Raw genomic sequence first — 14,615 nt, forward strand, 5'->3', positions numbered from 1 at the left:
CTCCCCGTCACTATACGGGGAGAGGATGCCGGCAGGCAGGTGAGGGGCGGCGCCAACTTCAACAATTGGCGGTCTCCATCGCCCGCCAGAAACGAGGCTGGAGCCGCGCACCATGGCGCCTAGCTTCGGCATCGCCTTCGGCGGCGGCGGCGCGCGCGGGCTGGCGCATATCCATGTCATCGAGGCGCTGGACGAACTGGGCATCAAGCCGGTGGCGATTGCCGGCTCGTCGATCGGCGCCATCATGGGCGCCGGCATGGCATCGGGCATGACCGGCAAGGACATCCACGACTATGCCCGCTCGATCCTCGGCCGCCGCGCCCAAGTGGCGAGCCGCATGTGGCGGGCGCGGCCGGGCACCATCGCCGAAGCCATGCAGAACGGCATCCGCGTCAGCCAGTTCAACGTCGAGCGCATCCTGAAAGCCTTTCTGCCCGAAGCCATTCCCGAAACCTTCGCCGAACTGAAAATCCCGCTCAAGGTGACGGCGACCGACTATTTTGGCCACAAGCTCGCCGTCTTCGAGGACGGCGACCTGCACTCCGCACTGGCGGCCTCGGCGGCCATACCCGCCGTGTTCCGCCCGGTGACGCGCGACGGCAGGCTGCTGATCGACGGCGGCATCTACAACCCGGTGCCGTTCGACCTGATCGAGAACGATGCCGACATCATCATCGGCGTCGACGTCGTCGGCGCGCCGGAAGAGGCCGACCGCAAACAGCCGACCTCCGTCGACCTGATGTTCGGCGCGACACAACTGATGATGCAGTCGATCATCGCCAACAAGCTGAAACAATGCCGCCCCGACATCCTGGTCCGCCCGGCAGTGTCGAGATACCGCGTCCTGGATTTCCTGAAGATCGATGCTTTGATGAACGAGACGGTGGATATCAAGGACGAACTGAAGCGGCAGGTGGAGAAGGTGGTTGAGGCGAGGGGTGGGAGAGGCAAGCGCGGGAAGCGTGTTGGCGCGTGAGGGTGGTGGCGTGCCGCTGAGGCATGACGCCTATTCTGCTTCCCGAACTGGCTTAAGCGAGCAAAAGGCGGGAGCGGTCGCATTTGACCCGATGCGGATATAGGCGAGTTCACGGCCAAATGGCGGCTAAGCGCCCCATGTCGGTCGTTGAGATCAGCTTCGGCGCTTCCTGAAAGCGGACATCCTTGGGACCCTAATAGTGTTCGCTGTTGCGCCAATTCTTGACACTCGCGCAGACTGCTGCGCAGTCGTGAACCGACCCTAATCTGCCGCCGAGCATTGCTCCCGCTACCTTAGGGAGCAATCGGATCATGCTTCGCCAAATAGATCGACTCGCCATTTCACAAACCACTCATGATCAGTTTCCCGACCGCCAACTCGCTCGCGAAATAGCCGCTGTATTTGGGCACGCTATCGGGCATGTCCAGCACTCGACGGTGATAGAACATGTCGAACCGAACCGGCGGCAGCCGGGCCTCGGGCTCGAAAGTGCTGGCCGGGATGAACATCACTTTGAAAGGCCCAAAGCCGGCAACCTCCACAACCGGCTTGCCACAGGTCCGGCAGACCCCGCGGTTGAAGTTCGGCGGCGGACGGTATTTCTTGAATGAGATGTTGCCGGCATTTTTCAGCACGACATCCTTGGCGCGAATGGCGACCACATCCGCGAACGGTTTGCCGTTGAACGCCTGGCAGATCAGGCAGTGGCACCGGAATCTGCCCTTTGGCGCAGTGTGCACCTCGAACGGGCAAGCGCCGCATTCGCAGGAGCCGCGTAGCGGCAACGACGTGTCAGTGGTCATGTGCTGATGCTCCTGAGCTGGATTTGATGACGGCATGCTGATCACCGGAGCATCATGTTGAGGATGGTATCGATCGGCTGTCTGAAGGGCGCGCGCAGAAGGTTGGAGAGGTTCCAGCGGCCCTGCTCATAGATCCCTTTGGCATGGCTGAGGGTACGGAAGCCTTCGATGCCATGGTATGCGCCCATGCCGCTGGGACCGACACCGCCGAAAGGCAAGTCATCCTGAGCGATGTGCATGATCGTGCCGTTGATGGTGACGTTGCCGGAGGTCGTTCGGCTCAGCACCTTGCGTCGGTCCTCGTCATCGGCGCCGAAGTAGTAGAGCGCGAGAGGCCGGGGCCGGGCGTTCACATAGGCGATCACTTCTTCGACGTCGCGGTAGGGAAAAATCGGCAGGACTGGGCCGAAGATCTCCTCATGAGCGATGCGCATGTCGTCCGTGACGCCAAGCACCACGGTCGGCGCCAGCGTGTTGGGGCGTCGGGACGCCTCGCCGGGTCGATTGCCGACCTCGATGATCCGCGCTCCTTTGGAGCGGGCGTCGTCGATCAGGCTCTGAAGCCGGGCATAGTGCCGCTCGTTGACGATCGAGGTGTAGTGTTCACTCGTCGGACCGTCAGTATAAAAGGACGCCACCTTCCGGTCATACGCCTTGACGAATTCATCAACCTCGCTGTCGTGGACCAGTGCGTAGTCCGGGGCGATGCAGGTTTGTCCTGCGCTGAGCAGCTTTCCGTATGCAATTGACGCCGCCGCTTGGCCGAGGGCGTGGCCCTTGGCGACGATGCTAGGTGACTTGCCTCCGAGTTCGAGGGTGACCGGAACCAGGTTGTCGCTTGCGGCCTTCATGACCGATCGCCCTACTGCGATGCTCCCGGTGAAGACCAAATGGTCGAACGGCAAGGCCGAGAACGCCGATCCTACGGCCGCATCGCCGGTGACGATCGCGAACTGATCTTCGGGGAAGATCTCGCCCAGCATCTTCGCGAGCAGCGCATTGGTGACGGGTGTGAACTCCGAGGGTTTCAGCATCACCCGGTTTCCGGCGGCGATGGCTGTGACGACTGGCATCAGCGACAGGTTCACCGGGTAGTTCCACGGCGACATCACGCCGACGACGCCGAGCGGCTGATACTCGACGCGGGCCTTGCCGGCCTGCATGTGCAGCGCAACGTGTCGGCGGGTCGGCGCCATGAATTTGCGTAGGTTGCGGATCAGATACTTCGTGCCCTCTGCGACCCCTCCAACCTCCATGATCGCCGTCTCATACCTCGAGCGATGCCCGAAATCGGCATCGATGGCGTCTTCGATCGCCTTGCGATGCCCGATGATCGCGGATCGGAACTTGGTCAGATCGGCGCGTCTCTGCGCCAGCGAAGGCGCTCCGTCACGCCGGAAGGCAGCACGCTGGCTAGCGAGGAGACTGCCTAGCCGATCAGCGTCGGTGATTTTTGCTATGGCGTTCATGGTCCACTCCGATGTAGACAAGAGAAACTTATGCTCTTGACATAGGCGCTTAAGTAGCCACTGTCAACAATGTAAACACGAGAAACTTTGAGGTACCATGCAGGACGCACCCAACCGCCCCTATCACCACGGTGATCTCCGTCGTGCGGTTATCGAGACGGCGTTGGATATGCTTCGAGAGGAGAAGGGCTGGCAGTTCACGCTGCGGGAAGTCGCCCGCCGGGCTGGCGTCAGCCACGCGGCACCCTACAAGCACTTCCCCGATAAGGCCGCTCTGCTTACAGAGCTCGCTATGATTGGGTTCGACCGGCTGCGCGAGTCCCTGTCGGCCGCGAAGCCCAAGACGCCCAAATCTCTGCGCGACGAAATCACTCCGATAGCTAATGCCTACGTCGCGTTCGGCGCGGACAACCCGGCTCTCTACCGCCTGATGTTCAGCGCAGGGGAGGAGAAAGCCGCAGGGATGCATCTCAATGAGCGGGCGCTCGCGGTCTTCGACGTGGCGCTCGAAATCCTCCGGCGCGGCCAGACCGCGGGGAGCATTCGCAAGCGGCCGATAGAAGGTCAGGCGGCAGCCTGGTGGGGGCTCATCCACGGTATGACCATGCTCGCGATCGATGGGCTCCTGGTGCCCGAAAAAGTCGGATCGGCCCCCTTGGATGCGGCTTTGAGCACACTAGTGGAAGGGCTGGGGAACCCAGCAAACTGACACTAGCTGTTCATGCAAAAATATCCGACAAACAGGTCCTTAGTGAATGACCGCTTCTCGCCACCGATTGCCGACTGGGTCAGATCAGAACGTTGCTCGCGCAGAACTGAATGTCAGCTTTTACAGATCTTGCTGCTAGGAGCTGGCGGTCCGCATCCGGCCCCACGGCGGCTATTCGATGCCTTGTCCCTAATGGGTCGCTCATGGCCCGAAGCGATCGCGGAGGAATAACCGTCTTCGCCCGCTTACCCCTGAAGCTAAAGCCGCCCCCCTCAGTCCTTAGCCCGCTCCACATAAGCGCCATCAGCCGTCATCACCACCACGCGGGTGCCCGGCGCGATGTGCGGGGGGACCAGGGTGCGCACGCCGTTGGACAGCACGGCCGGCTTGTAGGATGACGAGGCCGTCTGGCCCTTGGTCGTCGGCTCGGTTTCCACCACTTCGAAGGTGGCGCGCTGCGGCAGCACCAGGGAAATGGCGATGCCGTTGAACTGCGACACCTGCACGGCCATGCCTTCCAGCAGGTAAGGCGCCATGTCGCCGACCACGGCTTCGGATACCGCGACCTGATCGTAGCTTTCCGGGTTCATGAAATGAAAGCCTTCGCCATCACGGTACAGGAAGGTGTGTTCGCGCTCTTCCACATAGGCGCGCTCCACCTGTTCGGTGGTGCGGTAGCGTTCCGAAACCTTCACCCCGTCGCCGATGCGGCGCATGTCGAGCTGCGTTACCGGCGTGCCCTTGCCTGGGTGGATGTTTTCGGCAAAGAGGATCACATAAAGCTTGCCGTCCTTGTCGACGACATTGCCTTTGCGGAGCGAACTGGCGATGACTTTCACCACGGTTTTAAATCCTGCAAGAAGAGTTGACTGGCGTTTGCCGGCTAGTGCGGCGCTGGATGGGGGCCTACCGCATCTTGGCCGCCGCCGCCAGCCCCCTTCCACCATGTTCCGAGCCGCATGACCGAAGCTTCGCCCTGGTGGACGCCTGACGTTCACGCCGACCGCCGCCCGCGGCTGATGCTGCGCAACGGCATCGCCGCCAGCCTGCGCGACTGGTTCGCTGCCCATGATTTCGTCGAGGTTGAGACAGCCGCCCTGCAGGTCTCGCCCGGCAACGAGGCGCATCTGGCGGCTTTCGCCACCGATGCGATCGGGCCGGACGGCGCAAGGGCGCCGCTTTATCTCCACACCTCGCCGGAGTTTGCCTGCAAGAAGTTGCTCGCCGCCGGCGAGCAGCGCATTTTCAGCTTCGGTCCGGTCTATCGCAACCGCGAGCGCGGCCCCTTGCACCATCCCGAATTCACCATGCTCGAATGGTATCGGGTCGGCGAAGCCTATGAGAGCCTGATGCTGGATTGCGCCGCGTTCCTGGCGCTCTCCGCGACAAGGGCAGGGGCTACTCTTTTCTCCTTTCGGGGCCGCGACTGCGATCCGTTTGCCGAGCCGGTACGGCTGAGCGTGGCGGACGCCTTCACCCACTATTCCGGCATCGACCTGCTGGCCACGGTCGCCGCCGACGGAAGCACCGATCGCGACGCGCTATACGCCGCCTTGACCCAGGCCGGCCTGCGCACCGCGCCCGACGACAGCTGGGCGGACCTGTTCAGCCGGGTGATGGTGGAAAAGATCGAGCCGTTGCTCGGGCAAGGGCGAGCGACCATCCTGTGCGAATATCCGGTGGCCGAGGCGGCACTGGCGCGGCCGAGCCCGAATGACCCACGCGTGGCGGACCGCTTCGAGCTCTATTGCTGCGGCGTCGAGCTCGCCAACGGCTTTGGCGAACTGACCGACGCCAAGGAGCAGCGCCGGCGCTTCATCATCGAGATGGATGAGAAACAGCGCATCTATGGCGAGCGCTATCCGCTCGACGAGGATTTCCTCGCCGCGCTGGCCATCATGCCGCCGGCCAGCGGCATCGCGCTCGGCTTCGACCGGCTGGCGATGCTGGCCACCGGCGCGCAAAAAATCGAGGACGTGATCTGGACGCCTGTTGCCTGAGGCGCGGAAAGATCTGGCCTATTCGATTCCAGGGATCAAGACTGGACCGTGACCCCGAACCAAGAGACCACATGATCGGTACTGGATTTCAAGGTCAATCGGGAAGATCTACAGTGGCTGCTTCTGAAACGGTCGAAATCGCCATTGTCGGCGCCGGAGTTGTCGGGCTGGCGACGGCACTTCGCCTTGTCGCGGACGGCCGCGAAGTCCTGCTCATCGATCCGAACGAGCCGGGCTCCGGCGCGTCATCAGGCAATGCCGGAACGATCGCCGAATATGCCTGCATGCCGGTCGGCACTCCTGCGGTGCTGCGGGCGTTGCCAAAGCTGCTGCTTGATCCCGACAGCCCGTTTTCGCTGCGCTGGCCGGCGCTGCTGCAGCTGGCGCCATGGCTCGTTCGGTTCATGCGGCAATCGCTGCCGGCGGCCACCCGGGCCAATGCGCTGGCGCTCGCCGGACTGCTGGCCGACGCCCTCCCGGCCTGGGAAGACATGGCCGGGGAGGCCGGGCTGGAGGACCAGCTGCGCCACAATGGCTGTCTTTACCTCTATCGCCGCGAGAGCGATTTTGCCGCTGGCGCCGGCGGCCGGGCAATGCGCGCTGGGTTTGGCATCCGCCAAGAGGTGCTGACTCCCGAAGAGGTGGCGGCGCTTGAGCCGGGCCTGCCGGCGACAGCAGCGCATGGCGTGTATTTTCCCGATTCGATCAATGTCACCGATCCGGCAATGGTGATGCGGCGGTTGCTGGGCGCGGTGAGTGCCCGTGGTGCATCGGTGAAGCAGGCTGAGATCACCGGACTGCAGGTCGAGGCTGACGGTGTCCAGCTCAGCGGACCCGGCGTTCGCATCAAGGCTGGCACGGTGGTGATCGCCGCCGGTGCACGGTCGCGCGCACTGGCCGCGCAGGCCGGCGACAGGATTCCGCTCGAGACCGAGCGCGGCTATCATCTGGAATTCCAGACCGACGCGCCGCTGCTCAACCGACCTGTCTGTCCCGTCGATCTTGGATTCTACCTGACGCCGATGGCTGGCCGCTTGCGGGTCGCCGGCACCGTCGAACTCGGCGGCCTGGTCGCGCCGCCAAATCCGCGCCGGCTGGCGCTGCTTGACCGTGGCGCCAGGCAAATTTTTCCCAGGCTCGGCTCGCCTGCCTCGCAATGGCTCGGCTTCCGGCCGTCCCTGCCGGATTCCAGGCCGGTCATCGGCGCTTCGCGCGGCAGCTCCCGCGTAATTCATGCTTTCGGGCACGGCCATCTCGGCCTGACGCTGGCTCCGATCACCGCGCGGCTGGTCGCCGACTTGATCGGCGGACGCGGCGATCCGGCTCGGCTCGCACCTTTCGCGGCGGGCCGTTTCGGCCGTTGATCGACCGATGCCCTCGATCTGAGTTAGTGCGCGAAAACCTGCTCCAGCGAGCGAAAACCCTTGAATTCCAGGGCATTGCCCGAGGGGTCGCGGATGAAAAGCGTTGCCTGTTCGCCGGGCTCGCCCTTGAAACGCACCATCGGCCGTTCCAGCCAGTCGATGTCGTCGCGCGCCTCCAGCCGCGTCGCCAGGCGCTGCCAGTCGTCCATCAAGAGCACGGCGCCGAAATGCGGGATCGGCACGACAATGCCGTCGACCTTGCCGTCACTGGGGGCCTGTGCGGCCTGCGGACGCAGATGCGCCGACATCTGGTGGCCGTAAAGGTCGAAATCGACCCAGGTCGCCGATGAACGGCCGATCGCACAGCCCAGCACCTCGCCATAGAAAACGCGGGTTTCATCGAGATCACGGACCGGGAAGGCGAGATGGAAAGGTGTCATCGAAATGCTCCGTGCAAGCTGCGAACCGATTTTGCGTCACAGGGTTCGCGGTTTTGAACCGCCCACCCTGCATTTTGATTGAAGCCTATGCCATTGCACAAGCCGGACCGGAACAATAGATGGGTGGGCAACGGCCGCACACCGGCCGCACCAGCAGGATTTCAGGCATGACCGATATATCAGACGCAGCAAAATTGACCGACCGCGTCGCGGCCTTGGTCGAGGCTGCCAAGAAGGCCGGCGCCGATGCCGCCGACGCCGTGGCCGTGCGCGGCCGCTCGACCGGCGTGTCGGTGCGTCTCGGCAAAGTCGAGGCTACCGAAGCCTCCGAGAGCGAGGATGTCGCGCTGCGTGTTTTCGTCGGCGGCCGCGTGGCGAGTGTCTCGGCGACAGCGGCGTCCGACCCGAAAACGCTGGCCGAACGCGCTGTTTCCATGGCGAGAGTCTCGCCTGAGGATCCCTATCAGGGGTTGGCCGACCCGGCATTGCTGGCCAAACAGACACGCGATCTCGATCTGTTCGACGCCACCGAGGTGTCCGCCGACCAGTTGAAGGAAGCCGCATTGGCGGCGGAGGCGGCAGCGCTTGGCGTCAAGGGCGTGACCAATTCGGCCGGCGCCAGCGCCGGTGCCGGCCTCGGCGGCCTGGTGCTGGCCACCTCGCACGGCTTCCTCGGCCACTATGTCGGCTCGCGGTTCTCGCGCTCGGCCAGCGTCATCGCCGGCGAGGGCACCGGCATGGAGCGCGACTATGAATTCTCATCGCGCCAGCACTTTGCCGATCTCGATTCGCCCGAGGACATCGGCCGCAAGGCCGGAGAACGCGCGGTGCGCCGCATCGGCGCGCGCAAGGCAGCGACCGGGCCGGTCGACGTGGTGTTGGACCCACGCGTCGCGCGCGGCATCGCCGGCCATCTGGCCGGCGCCATCAACGGCGCCTCGGTCGCGCGCAAGACCTCGTTCCTGCGTGACATGATGGGCAAGCAGGTGGCCGCCTCCGCCATCACCGTCACCGACGAGCCGCTTAGGCGGCGTGGCCAGGCCTCGCGTCCGTTCGATGGCGAAGGCGTCGAAGGCGAAAAGCTGTTGATGGTCGAGAAGGGCGTGCTCAACCACTGGTTCCTGTCGACCTCGGCTGCAAGGGAACTGGGCCTCGTCACCAACGGCCGCGGCGCGCGCGGCGGCTCCTCCGTGACGCCATCCTCCACCAATCTCGCCATCGAACCGGGCGAGCGGTCGCCGGAAGAGCTGATCAAATCGCTCAGGACCGGCTTCTACGTCACCGAAGTGTTCGGTCAGGGCGTCGACATGGTCACCGGCGAATACAGCCGTGGCGCCTCGGGTTTCTGGATCGAGAACGGTGAACTGGCCTATCCGGTCGCCGAGGTCACCATCGCGTCGAACCTGAAGACGATGTTCCTCAACATGGTGCCGGCCGATGACCTCGACCGCAATTTCGGCACCGCGGCGCCGACGCTCCTGATCGAAGGCATGACCCTTGCCGGAGCATGACCTGACCATAGCCGGGGCCATCTCCGGCGCCTCTGGGGACTTGCCGCTGCTGCGCGATGCTGCCCGCGAGGCGGGGCTCATCGCCATGCGCTACTTCGGCAACAGCCCGCAAGTCTGGATGAAGGGCGGCACATCGCCGGTCAGCGAGGCCGACCACGCCGCCGACGCCTATCTGCGCGAAACATTGCTGGCGGCGCGGCCCGATTATGGCTGGCTGTCGGAAGAGACGGTTGACGATCCGGTCCGGCTTTCGGCACGCCGCACCTTCGTCGTCGACCCAATCGACGGCACGCGCGGTTTTCTGGAAGGCCAGCGCACCTGGTGCGTCAGCGTCGCCGTCGTCGAGCGTGGCCGTACGCTGGCCGGCGTGCTGGAATGCCCGGCGATGGAGGAAACCTATTGGGCGCTGCCCGGCCAGGGTGCCTTCCGCAACGGCAAGCGCATTGCGGTTCGCAAGCTGGCGGACACGGCCGAGATTTCCGGGCTGAAGCAGTTGACCGACCTGATGCCGGCCGAATGGCAGGCGCGGCTGAAGCGGGCGCCCTACAGCCCTTCGCTTGCCTATCGGCTGGCCATGATCGCCAATGGCTCGCTGGATGCCACTTTCGTCAAGCCGAACGCGCATGACTGGGATATCGCGGCGGCCGACCTCATCCTGCGCGAGGCCGGCGGCCAGCTGCTCGACCAGCATGGCCGTGCTCCACTTTATGCCGGCGAGATGACCCGCCACGGCGCCCTTGCTGCCGGCAGCGGTGAATTGCTGGCCGTGCTCGCCGGCGTCATCGCCGGTCTGGACGCGTGAAAGCGTTTTCCCGGGCGAGATGAATTCATCTCGCCCTAAAGGTTCCAAAGTCGGCGGCTTTGGTCTAGACCTGTCACAAACTCACGATATGTGAAGGACCGACATGGCCGCGGAAGACGGAAAGAAACAGCTTTTGCATCTGGTGTTCGGTGGCGAACTGAAGAAGCTTGGCGGCACCGAATTCCGCGATCTCGAGGGGCTCGATATCGTCGGCATCTATCCCGACTATCAATCCGCGCACACGGCATGGAAAGCCAAGGCGCAAGCCAGCGTGGACAACGCCCACATGCGTTACTTCGTCGTTCATCTGCACCGGCTGCTGGACCCCGACAACAAGGCTGCCGGTTGACTTCGATGGAGCATGACCTGGCGAAAGGGCCAGCAAGCGATGCCGCGCCCACGGGCAGGGGACGCAGCCGCACGACCAAGGCGTTCTGGCGCAAGATTCGCCAACCGCTGGCGCAGTCGCGATTCGTCAAGAACGCCATCGCCAGCCTGTTCGCTCAGTTCGTGCGCTTCGTGCGCCTTACCAATCGCGTCGTCGAGGGATCGGCACGGTTTTCGGGCGGTGCCTATACCGAGTTCGAGCCTGGCATCATCGCCTTGTGGCACGGCCAGCATCTGCTGACGCCGGCCTATTACCCCAAGCGCAAGCCGCTGGTCGCCATGGTTTCGCGCAGCGCCGATGCAGAGCTCAACGCTTTGATGCTGGAAAAATTCGGCATCGAGGCGGTGCGCGGCTCGGGCGGGCGGGAAAATGCCAGGCATCTCGACAAGGGCGGGGCAAAAGCGCTTATCGCCCTGAAAAAGTCGCTCGCCGTCGGCAAGAACGTCGCCATGATCGCAGATATTCCGCACGGCACGCCACGAGACGCAGGGCTTGGTATCGTTCTCCTGGCTCGCCTCTCGGGCCGGCCGCTTGTGCCTGTCGCCATCACCACCAGCCGTCGCAAGGTGCTGGAGAAGAGCTGGGACAAGACCACCATCAACCTGCCGTTCGGCCGTTCGTCGATCGTCATCGGCCAGCCGATCTTCGTGGCGGCCGGCGCCGATGACGCCGAAATGGAGCGCAAGCGCCAGGAAGTGACGACCGCGCTCAATGCCGCGACCGCCGAGGCCTACCGTCTCGTGGATGCTCCGCGATGAGCGGCCGCTGGGCGCGAGCCATGCTGTCGGCATACCGTTTCGCAGGTGCGGCCGCCTATCCGCTGGTCGGGCCCTATGTGGCCTGGCGCACCTCGCGCGGCAAGGAAGACCGCTACCGCCGCCGCGAGCGCTACGGCGTCGCCGGCCGCGCGCGCCCCGACGGGCCGGTGATCTGGATCCACGCGGCGAGCGTCGGCGAGACCATCGCCGTCGTGCCGCTGGTCGAAAGCATTCTCGACTACGGCGTCAACATCGTGCTGACGACCGGCACGGTCACCTCGGCGCAGGTCGCCGATGAGCGTCTCGGTGACCGGATCATCCACCAATACGTACCGCTCGATCTCAAGCCGGCGGTCAGCCGGTTCCTCGATCACTGGCAGCCGGATCTGGCGATCATCGCCGAATCCGAAATCTGGCCGATGACCATCCTCGAGCTTGGCGCGCGCCGCGTGCCGCAGGTGCTGGTCAATGGCAGGCTCTCCGACCGCTCGTTCAAGTCGTGGAAGAAACGGGCCAACATCGCCGAGGCGTTGTTCGAGAACCTGGCTCACGTCGTGGCGCAGTCGGATGTCGATGGCGAGCGGTTTCTGGCGCTCGGCGCCCGGCCGGTCACCGTGTCGGGCAATCTCAAGGTCGATACCTCGCCGCCGCCCGTCGACGAACGGGCGCTGGCGACGCTGCGGCGGCAGATAGGCACGCGCCCGACCTGGGCGGCGATCTCGACCCATGACGGCGAGGAAGTGGTCGCGGCTGAAGTCCACGCGACGCTGCACAAACGCCACCATGGTCTTCTGACGATCGTCGTTCCGCGTCATCCCGATCGCGGCGAGGCGCTTGCGGCGCAGATTTCCGGCATGGGCCTGAAGGTCGCGCGGCGAAGCAAGGGCGACAGGATAGCCGCCGACACGGATATATTGCTCGGCGACACGATCGGCGAGATGGGACTCTATCTCCGGCTGACCGAAATCGCCTTCGTCGGCCGCTCGCTGACCTCCGAGGGTGGCCAGAACCCGCTGGAACCGGCCATGCTCGACACCGCGGTTCTCGCCGGGCGCAATGTTCAGAATTTTCGCGAGGCCTACCAGCGTCTCCTCGACAGCGGCGGCGCCAAGCTGGTGCGCGATCGCGACATGCTGGCCGGCGCCGTCAATTTCCTCCTGACCAACGAAGTGGCGCGCCACGAGATGATGGCGGCGGGTGTGGCGACCGTCGACGAGATGCGTGGCGCGCTGGCGCGCACGCTGAAATCGCTTGAGCCCTATATCCAGCCGCTGGTCGTCAAGTCGCGCCTGAAGGGCGCGAACGGTCGCTAGCGTGGCCTCTGAAGCACCACCATTCTGGTGGGAAGAGCCGGACTGGCGGGTCCTGGCACTGTCGCCGCTATCGGCCATCTATGCCGCCGCCGCCGGCCGCGGCATGCGGCGGGCCAAGCGCGAGAAGATCGAAGCACCCGTTCTGTGCATCGGCAATTTCACGGTTGGCGGCACCGGCAAGACACCGGTGGCCATCGCGCTCGCCGAGCAGGCGAAGCGAATGCATCTGAAACCAGCCTTCCTGTCGCGCGGCCATGGCGGCTCGTTCGCCGAGCCTCACGTGGTCGATATCGACCATGACAGTGCCAGGCATGTCGGTGACGAACCGCTGCTGCTCGCCGAACACGCGCCGGTGGCGGTGACGCCGAACCGCGCCGCCGGCGCCCGGCTGCTGCTGGAACGGCATGGCTGCGATTTCCTGATCATGGATGATGGCTTCCAGAGCGCCCGCATCCACATCGATTATGCGCTGGTCGTCGTCGATGCGCGCTACGGAATTGGCAATGGCCGCGTCATTCCGGGAGGGCCGCTCAGGGCCAAAATCGTCGACCAGCTGGTCTTCACCAGCGGGCTGTTGAAAATGGGCGAGGGCACCGCCGCCGACGCAGTGGTCCGCCAGGCGGCACGCGCCGGCCGGCCGATCTTCGAGGCCCATACAGAGCCAAGCGGCACGGCAGGGCTTGCCGGCAAGCGGTTCCTCGCCTTCGCCGGTATCGGCCATCCCGAGAAATTCTTCGACACGGTGCGCGAAGCCGGCGGCGAACTGGCGTTGACGCGGCCGTTTCCGGACCATCATTTCTATGCCGAGGACGAACTTGCCGAGTTGGCGGCGACCGCACGCGCCGAAGGGCTGGTGCTCATCACCACCGCCAAGGACGCCGCCCGACTGCGCCACGGCGCCTCACAGGACTTTCTCGACCGGCTCGAGGTGCTGGAGATCGACACTGTCTTCGAACTCGATCACGTTCCCGAGCGCATCATCGACGAGACGCTCGATGCCTGGCGCCAGCGCAAGCTGAAGGGTTAACCGCGTTTACGCAGCTCCGGATGCATCTCGATTTCGCGGCGCAGCGAGGCGGTGGCGCTGATGTAGGGCTCCTGCCTGGCGACGCTCCAGTATTTCAACTCGTCGAGCGGAATGCTTTCGCCTGTCACCGCGCAACGCACGAACGCGCCGGGACTGGTAACCTGGAAGTCGCCATCCAGATAGCGGATGCGGGCTTCCTTGCCGCCGGGGCCTTCGAAACGGTTCATCATGCGGGGACGCCAGGGTTCATGAGGATTTCATCGCCATAAATTCCCGGCGAGGTCAAGCATGCGACAAGCCTGAGACAATGCTGAACGCTTATTGTGAGGCGGAAAAATGGTGTTGGTGGGCCGCAATGGACATTTCCTCCACTCGTCTTCCCGCCTTGCTCAGGGAAGTGATGACGCCGCAGGCCGTGCCCTCGGGGCAGGCTGATCCAGTCATGACGGCACTGGTCAAGGCGCTGGTCCAACCGCCGGCGCCGTCTCTGCTCGCACAACAGACAGCGCCAGCGCTGTTGACTTTGCCGGCCGCGCCAATGGCCGTCAAATCGCAGCAGATCGCATCGGCTGGCATCGTCGATGCCTATCTTGCCCAACTTGAAACGGGCGAAGAGGCGGCGTTGGCAACGATCGCGGCGAGAAAGGCAAAACCCGAAGCCGAAACGCCGCGAGCCTTCTTGCCGCCTTCGACAACGGCCAATGATAATGCTCCTGCCAGGGTTGCGGGGCTGTCATTGCTGTCGCTTATCCCGCCGCAGGCTCCAGTCCCGCGCAACGCTGCCGCTTTGGGTGCATTGGCGGGCAGGCACAGGCCGGCCAATCAATCCCATGGTGCGGCGCCGAACCCTGAGCACTTGCTGGTGAAGGTCGGCTTTGTTTCGATAGTGGCCGGTTTGCTGGGAATCGTGATCCTTGGGTTCGTTCTGTTGTTGCTTCGCTGAGCTTCGAATCGGCTCTCGATATATGCCCGGCGGAAGGCCTACCGCTCGGCTTCGATGAACGCCTCGATCTTTTCCGGCGCCAGCCCGGCCTCCGCCGCGATGCGGCGGGCGG

Annotated in this window: 17 protein-coding genes (1 of these 17 running past the window's edge); 11 read left to right on the forward strand and 6 right to left on the reverse strand. The window is 64.4% G+C overall.

What is annotated here, in order from left to right:
• Positions 1-112 precede the first annotated feature (112 nt).
• Entirely contained in the window at positions 113-976 is an 864-nt protein-coding gene (locus EOB80_RS25725) for a patatin-like phospholipase family protein (protein ID WP_127330617.1), read from the forward strand.
• A 341-nt stretch (positions 977-1,317) separates the two neighbouring features.
• Here EOB80_RS25725 and EOB80_RS25730 read toward each other — a convergent pair whose 3' ends face one another.
• Together EOB80_RS25730 and EOB80_RS25735 are read right to left on the reverse strand one after the other, a co-directional pair.
• On the reverse strand, positions 1,318-1,815 hold the full coding sequence (locus EOB80_RS25730) for a GFA family protein (RefSeq protein ID WP_245466444.1): 498 nt from the start codon (positions 1,813-1,815) through the stop codon (positions 1,318-1,320).
• A gap of 5 nt (positions 1,816-1,820) precedes the next feature.
• Positions 1,821-3,248 (reverse strand): coniferyl aldehyde dehydrogenase, encoded by a 1,428-nt coding sequence (locus EOB80_RS25735; protein ID WP_127330619.1) that lies wholly within the window; start codon positions 3,246-3,248, stop codon positions 1,821-1,823.
• Between the two features lie 97 nt (positions 3,249-3,345).
• Between EOB80_RS25735 and EOB80_RS25740 the strand changes: the two genes are divergently transcribed.
• A complete protein-coding gene (locus EOB80_RS25740) occupies positions 3,346-3,957 on the forward strand; it encodes a TetR/AcrR family transcriptional regulator (protein ID WP_127330621.1) in 612 nt (203 codons plus the stop codon).
• A gap of 272 nt (positions 3,958-4,229) precedes the next feature.
• On the opposite strand, the gene efp is transcribed toward EOB80_RS25740, so the two are convergent.
• The gene (gene efp, locus EOB80_RS25745) at positions 4,230-4,799 is read right to left on the reverse strand and encodes an elongation factor P (protein WP_027038615.1); all 570 of its coding nucleotides are present in this window, start codon (positions 4,797-4,799) and stop codon (positions 4,230-4,232) included.
• A gap of 117 nt (positions 4,800-4,916) precedes the next feature.
• On the opposite strand from efp, the gene epmA reads away from it, so the two are divergent.
• Complete coding sequence (gene epmA / locus EOB80_RS25750; RefSeq protein ID WP_127330623.1) at positions 4,917-5,957, forward strand: EF-P lysine aminoacylase EpmA; 1,041 nt, start codon at positions 4,917-4,919, stop codon at positions 5,955-5,957.
• Between the two features lie 113 nt (positions 5,958-6,070).
• The gene (locus tag EOB80_RS25755; RefSeq protein WP_127330625.1) at positions 6,071-7,321 is read left to right on the forward strand and encodes an FAD-dependent oxidoreductase; all 1,251 of its coding nucleotides are present in this window, start codon (positions 6,071-6,073) and stop codon (positions 7,319-7,321) included.
• A 23-nt stretch (positions 7,322-7,344) separates the two neighbouring features.
• On the opposite strand, the gene EOB80_RS25760 is transcribed toward EOB80_RS25755, so the two are convergent.
• The gene (locus EOB80_RS25760; protein ID WP_013532348.1) at positions 7,345-7,761 is read right to left on the reverse strand and encodes a VOC family protein; all 417 of its coding nucleotides are present in this window, start codon (positions 7,759-7,761) and stop codon (positions 7,345-7,347) included.
• 167 nt (positions 7,762-7,928) lie between these two features.
• Between EOB80_RS25760 and EOB80_RS25765 the strand changes: the two genes are divergently transcribed.
• The 6 genes from EOB80_RS25765 to lpxK all read left to right on the forward strand — a co-directional run bounded on the left by EOB80_RS25765 (position 7,929) and on the right by lpxK (position 13,560).
• Positions 7,929-9,272, forward strand: coding sequence for a TldD/PmbA family protein (locus EOB80_RS25765; protein WP_127330627.1), 1,344 nt, complete (start codon positions 7,929-7,931; stop codon positions 9,270-9,272).
• The gene (locus EOB80_RS25770; protein WP_127330629.1) at positions 9,259-10,074 is read left to right on the forward strand and encodes a 3'(2'),5'-bisphosphate nucleotidase CysQ; all 816 of its coding nucleotides are present in this window, start codon (positions 9,259-9,261) and stop codon (positions 10,072-10,074) included. The genes EOB80_RS25765 and EOB80_RS25770 overlap by 14 nt, the downstream gene beginning before the upstream one ends.
• A 103-nt stretch (positions 10,075-10,177) precedes the next feature.
• Positions 10,178-10,423 carry a DUF4170 domain-containing protein gene (locus tag EOB80_RS25775; protein WP_127257990.1) on the forward strand — a complete coding sequence of 82 codons (246 nt, stop codon included), beginning with the start codon at positions 10,178-10,180 and terminating at the stop codon, positions 10,421-10,423.
• A gap of 5 nt (positions 10,424-10,428) precedes the next feature.
• On the forward strand, positions 10,429-11,220 hold the full coding sequence (locus tag EOB80_RS25780) for a lysophospholipid acyltransferase family protein (RefSeq protein ID WP_013532344.1): 792 nt from the start codon (positions 10,429-10,431) through the stop codon (positions 11,218-11,220).
• Entirely contained in the window at positions 11,217-12,533 is a 1,317-nt protein-coding gene (gene waaA / locus EOB80_RS25785; RefSeq protein WP_027038607.1) for a lipid IV(A) 3-deoxy-D-manno-octulosonic acid transferase, read from the forward strand. Before EOB80_RS25780 ends, waaA begins: the two co-directional genes overlap by 4 nt.
• Position 12,534: 1 nt before the next feature.
• Positions 12,535-13,560 carry a tetraacyldisaccharide 4'-kinase gene (gene lpxK / locus EOB80_RS25790; protein WP_127330631.1) on the forward strand — a complete coding sequence of 342 codons (1,026 nt, stop codon included), beginning with the start codon at positions 12,535-12,537 and terminating at the stop codon, positions 13,558-13,560.
• Here the strand turns inward: lpxK and EOB80_RS25795 are convergent.
• Positions 13,557-13,790, reverse strand: coding sequence for a DUF2093 domain-containing protein (locus EOB80_RS25795; protein ID WP_031213688.1), 234 nt, complete (start codon positions 13,788-13,790; stop codon positions 13,557-13,559). The two genes, lpxK and EOB80_RS25795, sit on opposite strands and share 4 nt — an antisense overlap.
• A gap of 125 nt (positions 13,791-13,915) precedes the next feature.
• Between EOB80_RS25795 and EOB80_RS25800 the strand changes: the two genes are divergently transcribed.
• On the forward strand, positions 13,916-14,503 hold the full coding sequence (locus tag EOB80_RS25800; protein ID WP_127330633.1) for a hypothetical protein: 588 nt from the start codon (positions 13,916-13,918) through the stop codon (positions 14,501-14,503).
• A gap of 38 nt (positions 14,504-14,541) precedes the next feature.
• Here EOB80_RS25800 and EOB80_RS25805 read toward each other — a convergent pair whose 3' ends face one another.
• On the reverse strand, positions 14,542-14,615 hold the end of the coding sequence (locus tag EOB80_RS25805) for a LysR family transcriptional regulator (protein ID WP_164762723.1). 814 nt of this gene lie beyond the right edge of the window; only the last 74 of its 888 coding nucleotides appear in the window; the start codon falls outside the window, past its right edge; it ends in the stop codon at positions 14,542-14,544.

The organism is Mesorhizobium sp. M7A.F.Ca.MR.245.00.0.0 (genome assembly GCF_003997415.1).
Classification (GTDB): Bacteria; Pseudomonadota; Alphaproteobacteria; order Rhizobiales; family Rhizobiaceae; genus Mesorhizobium.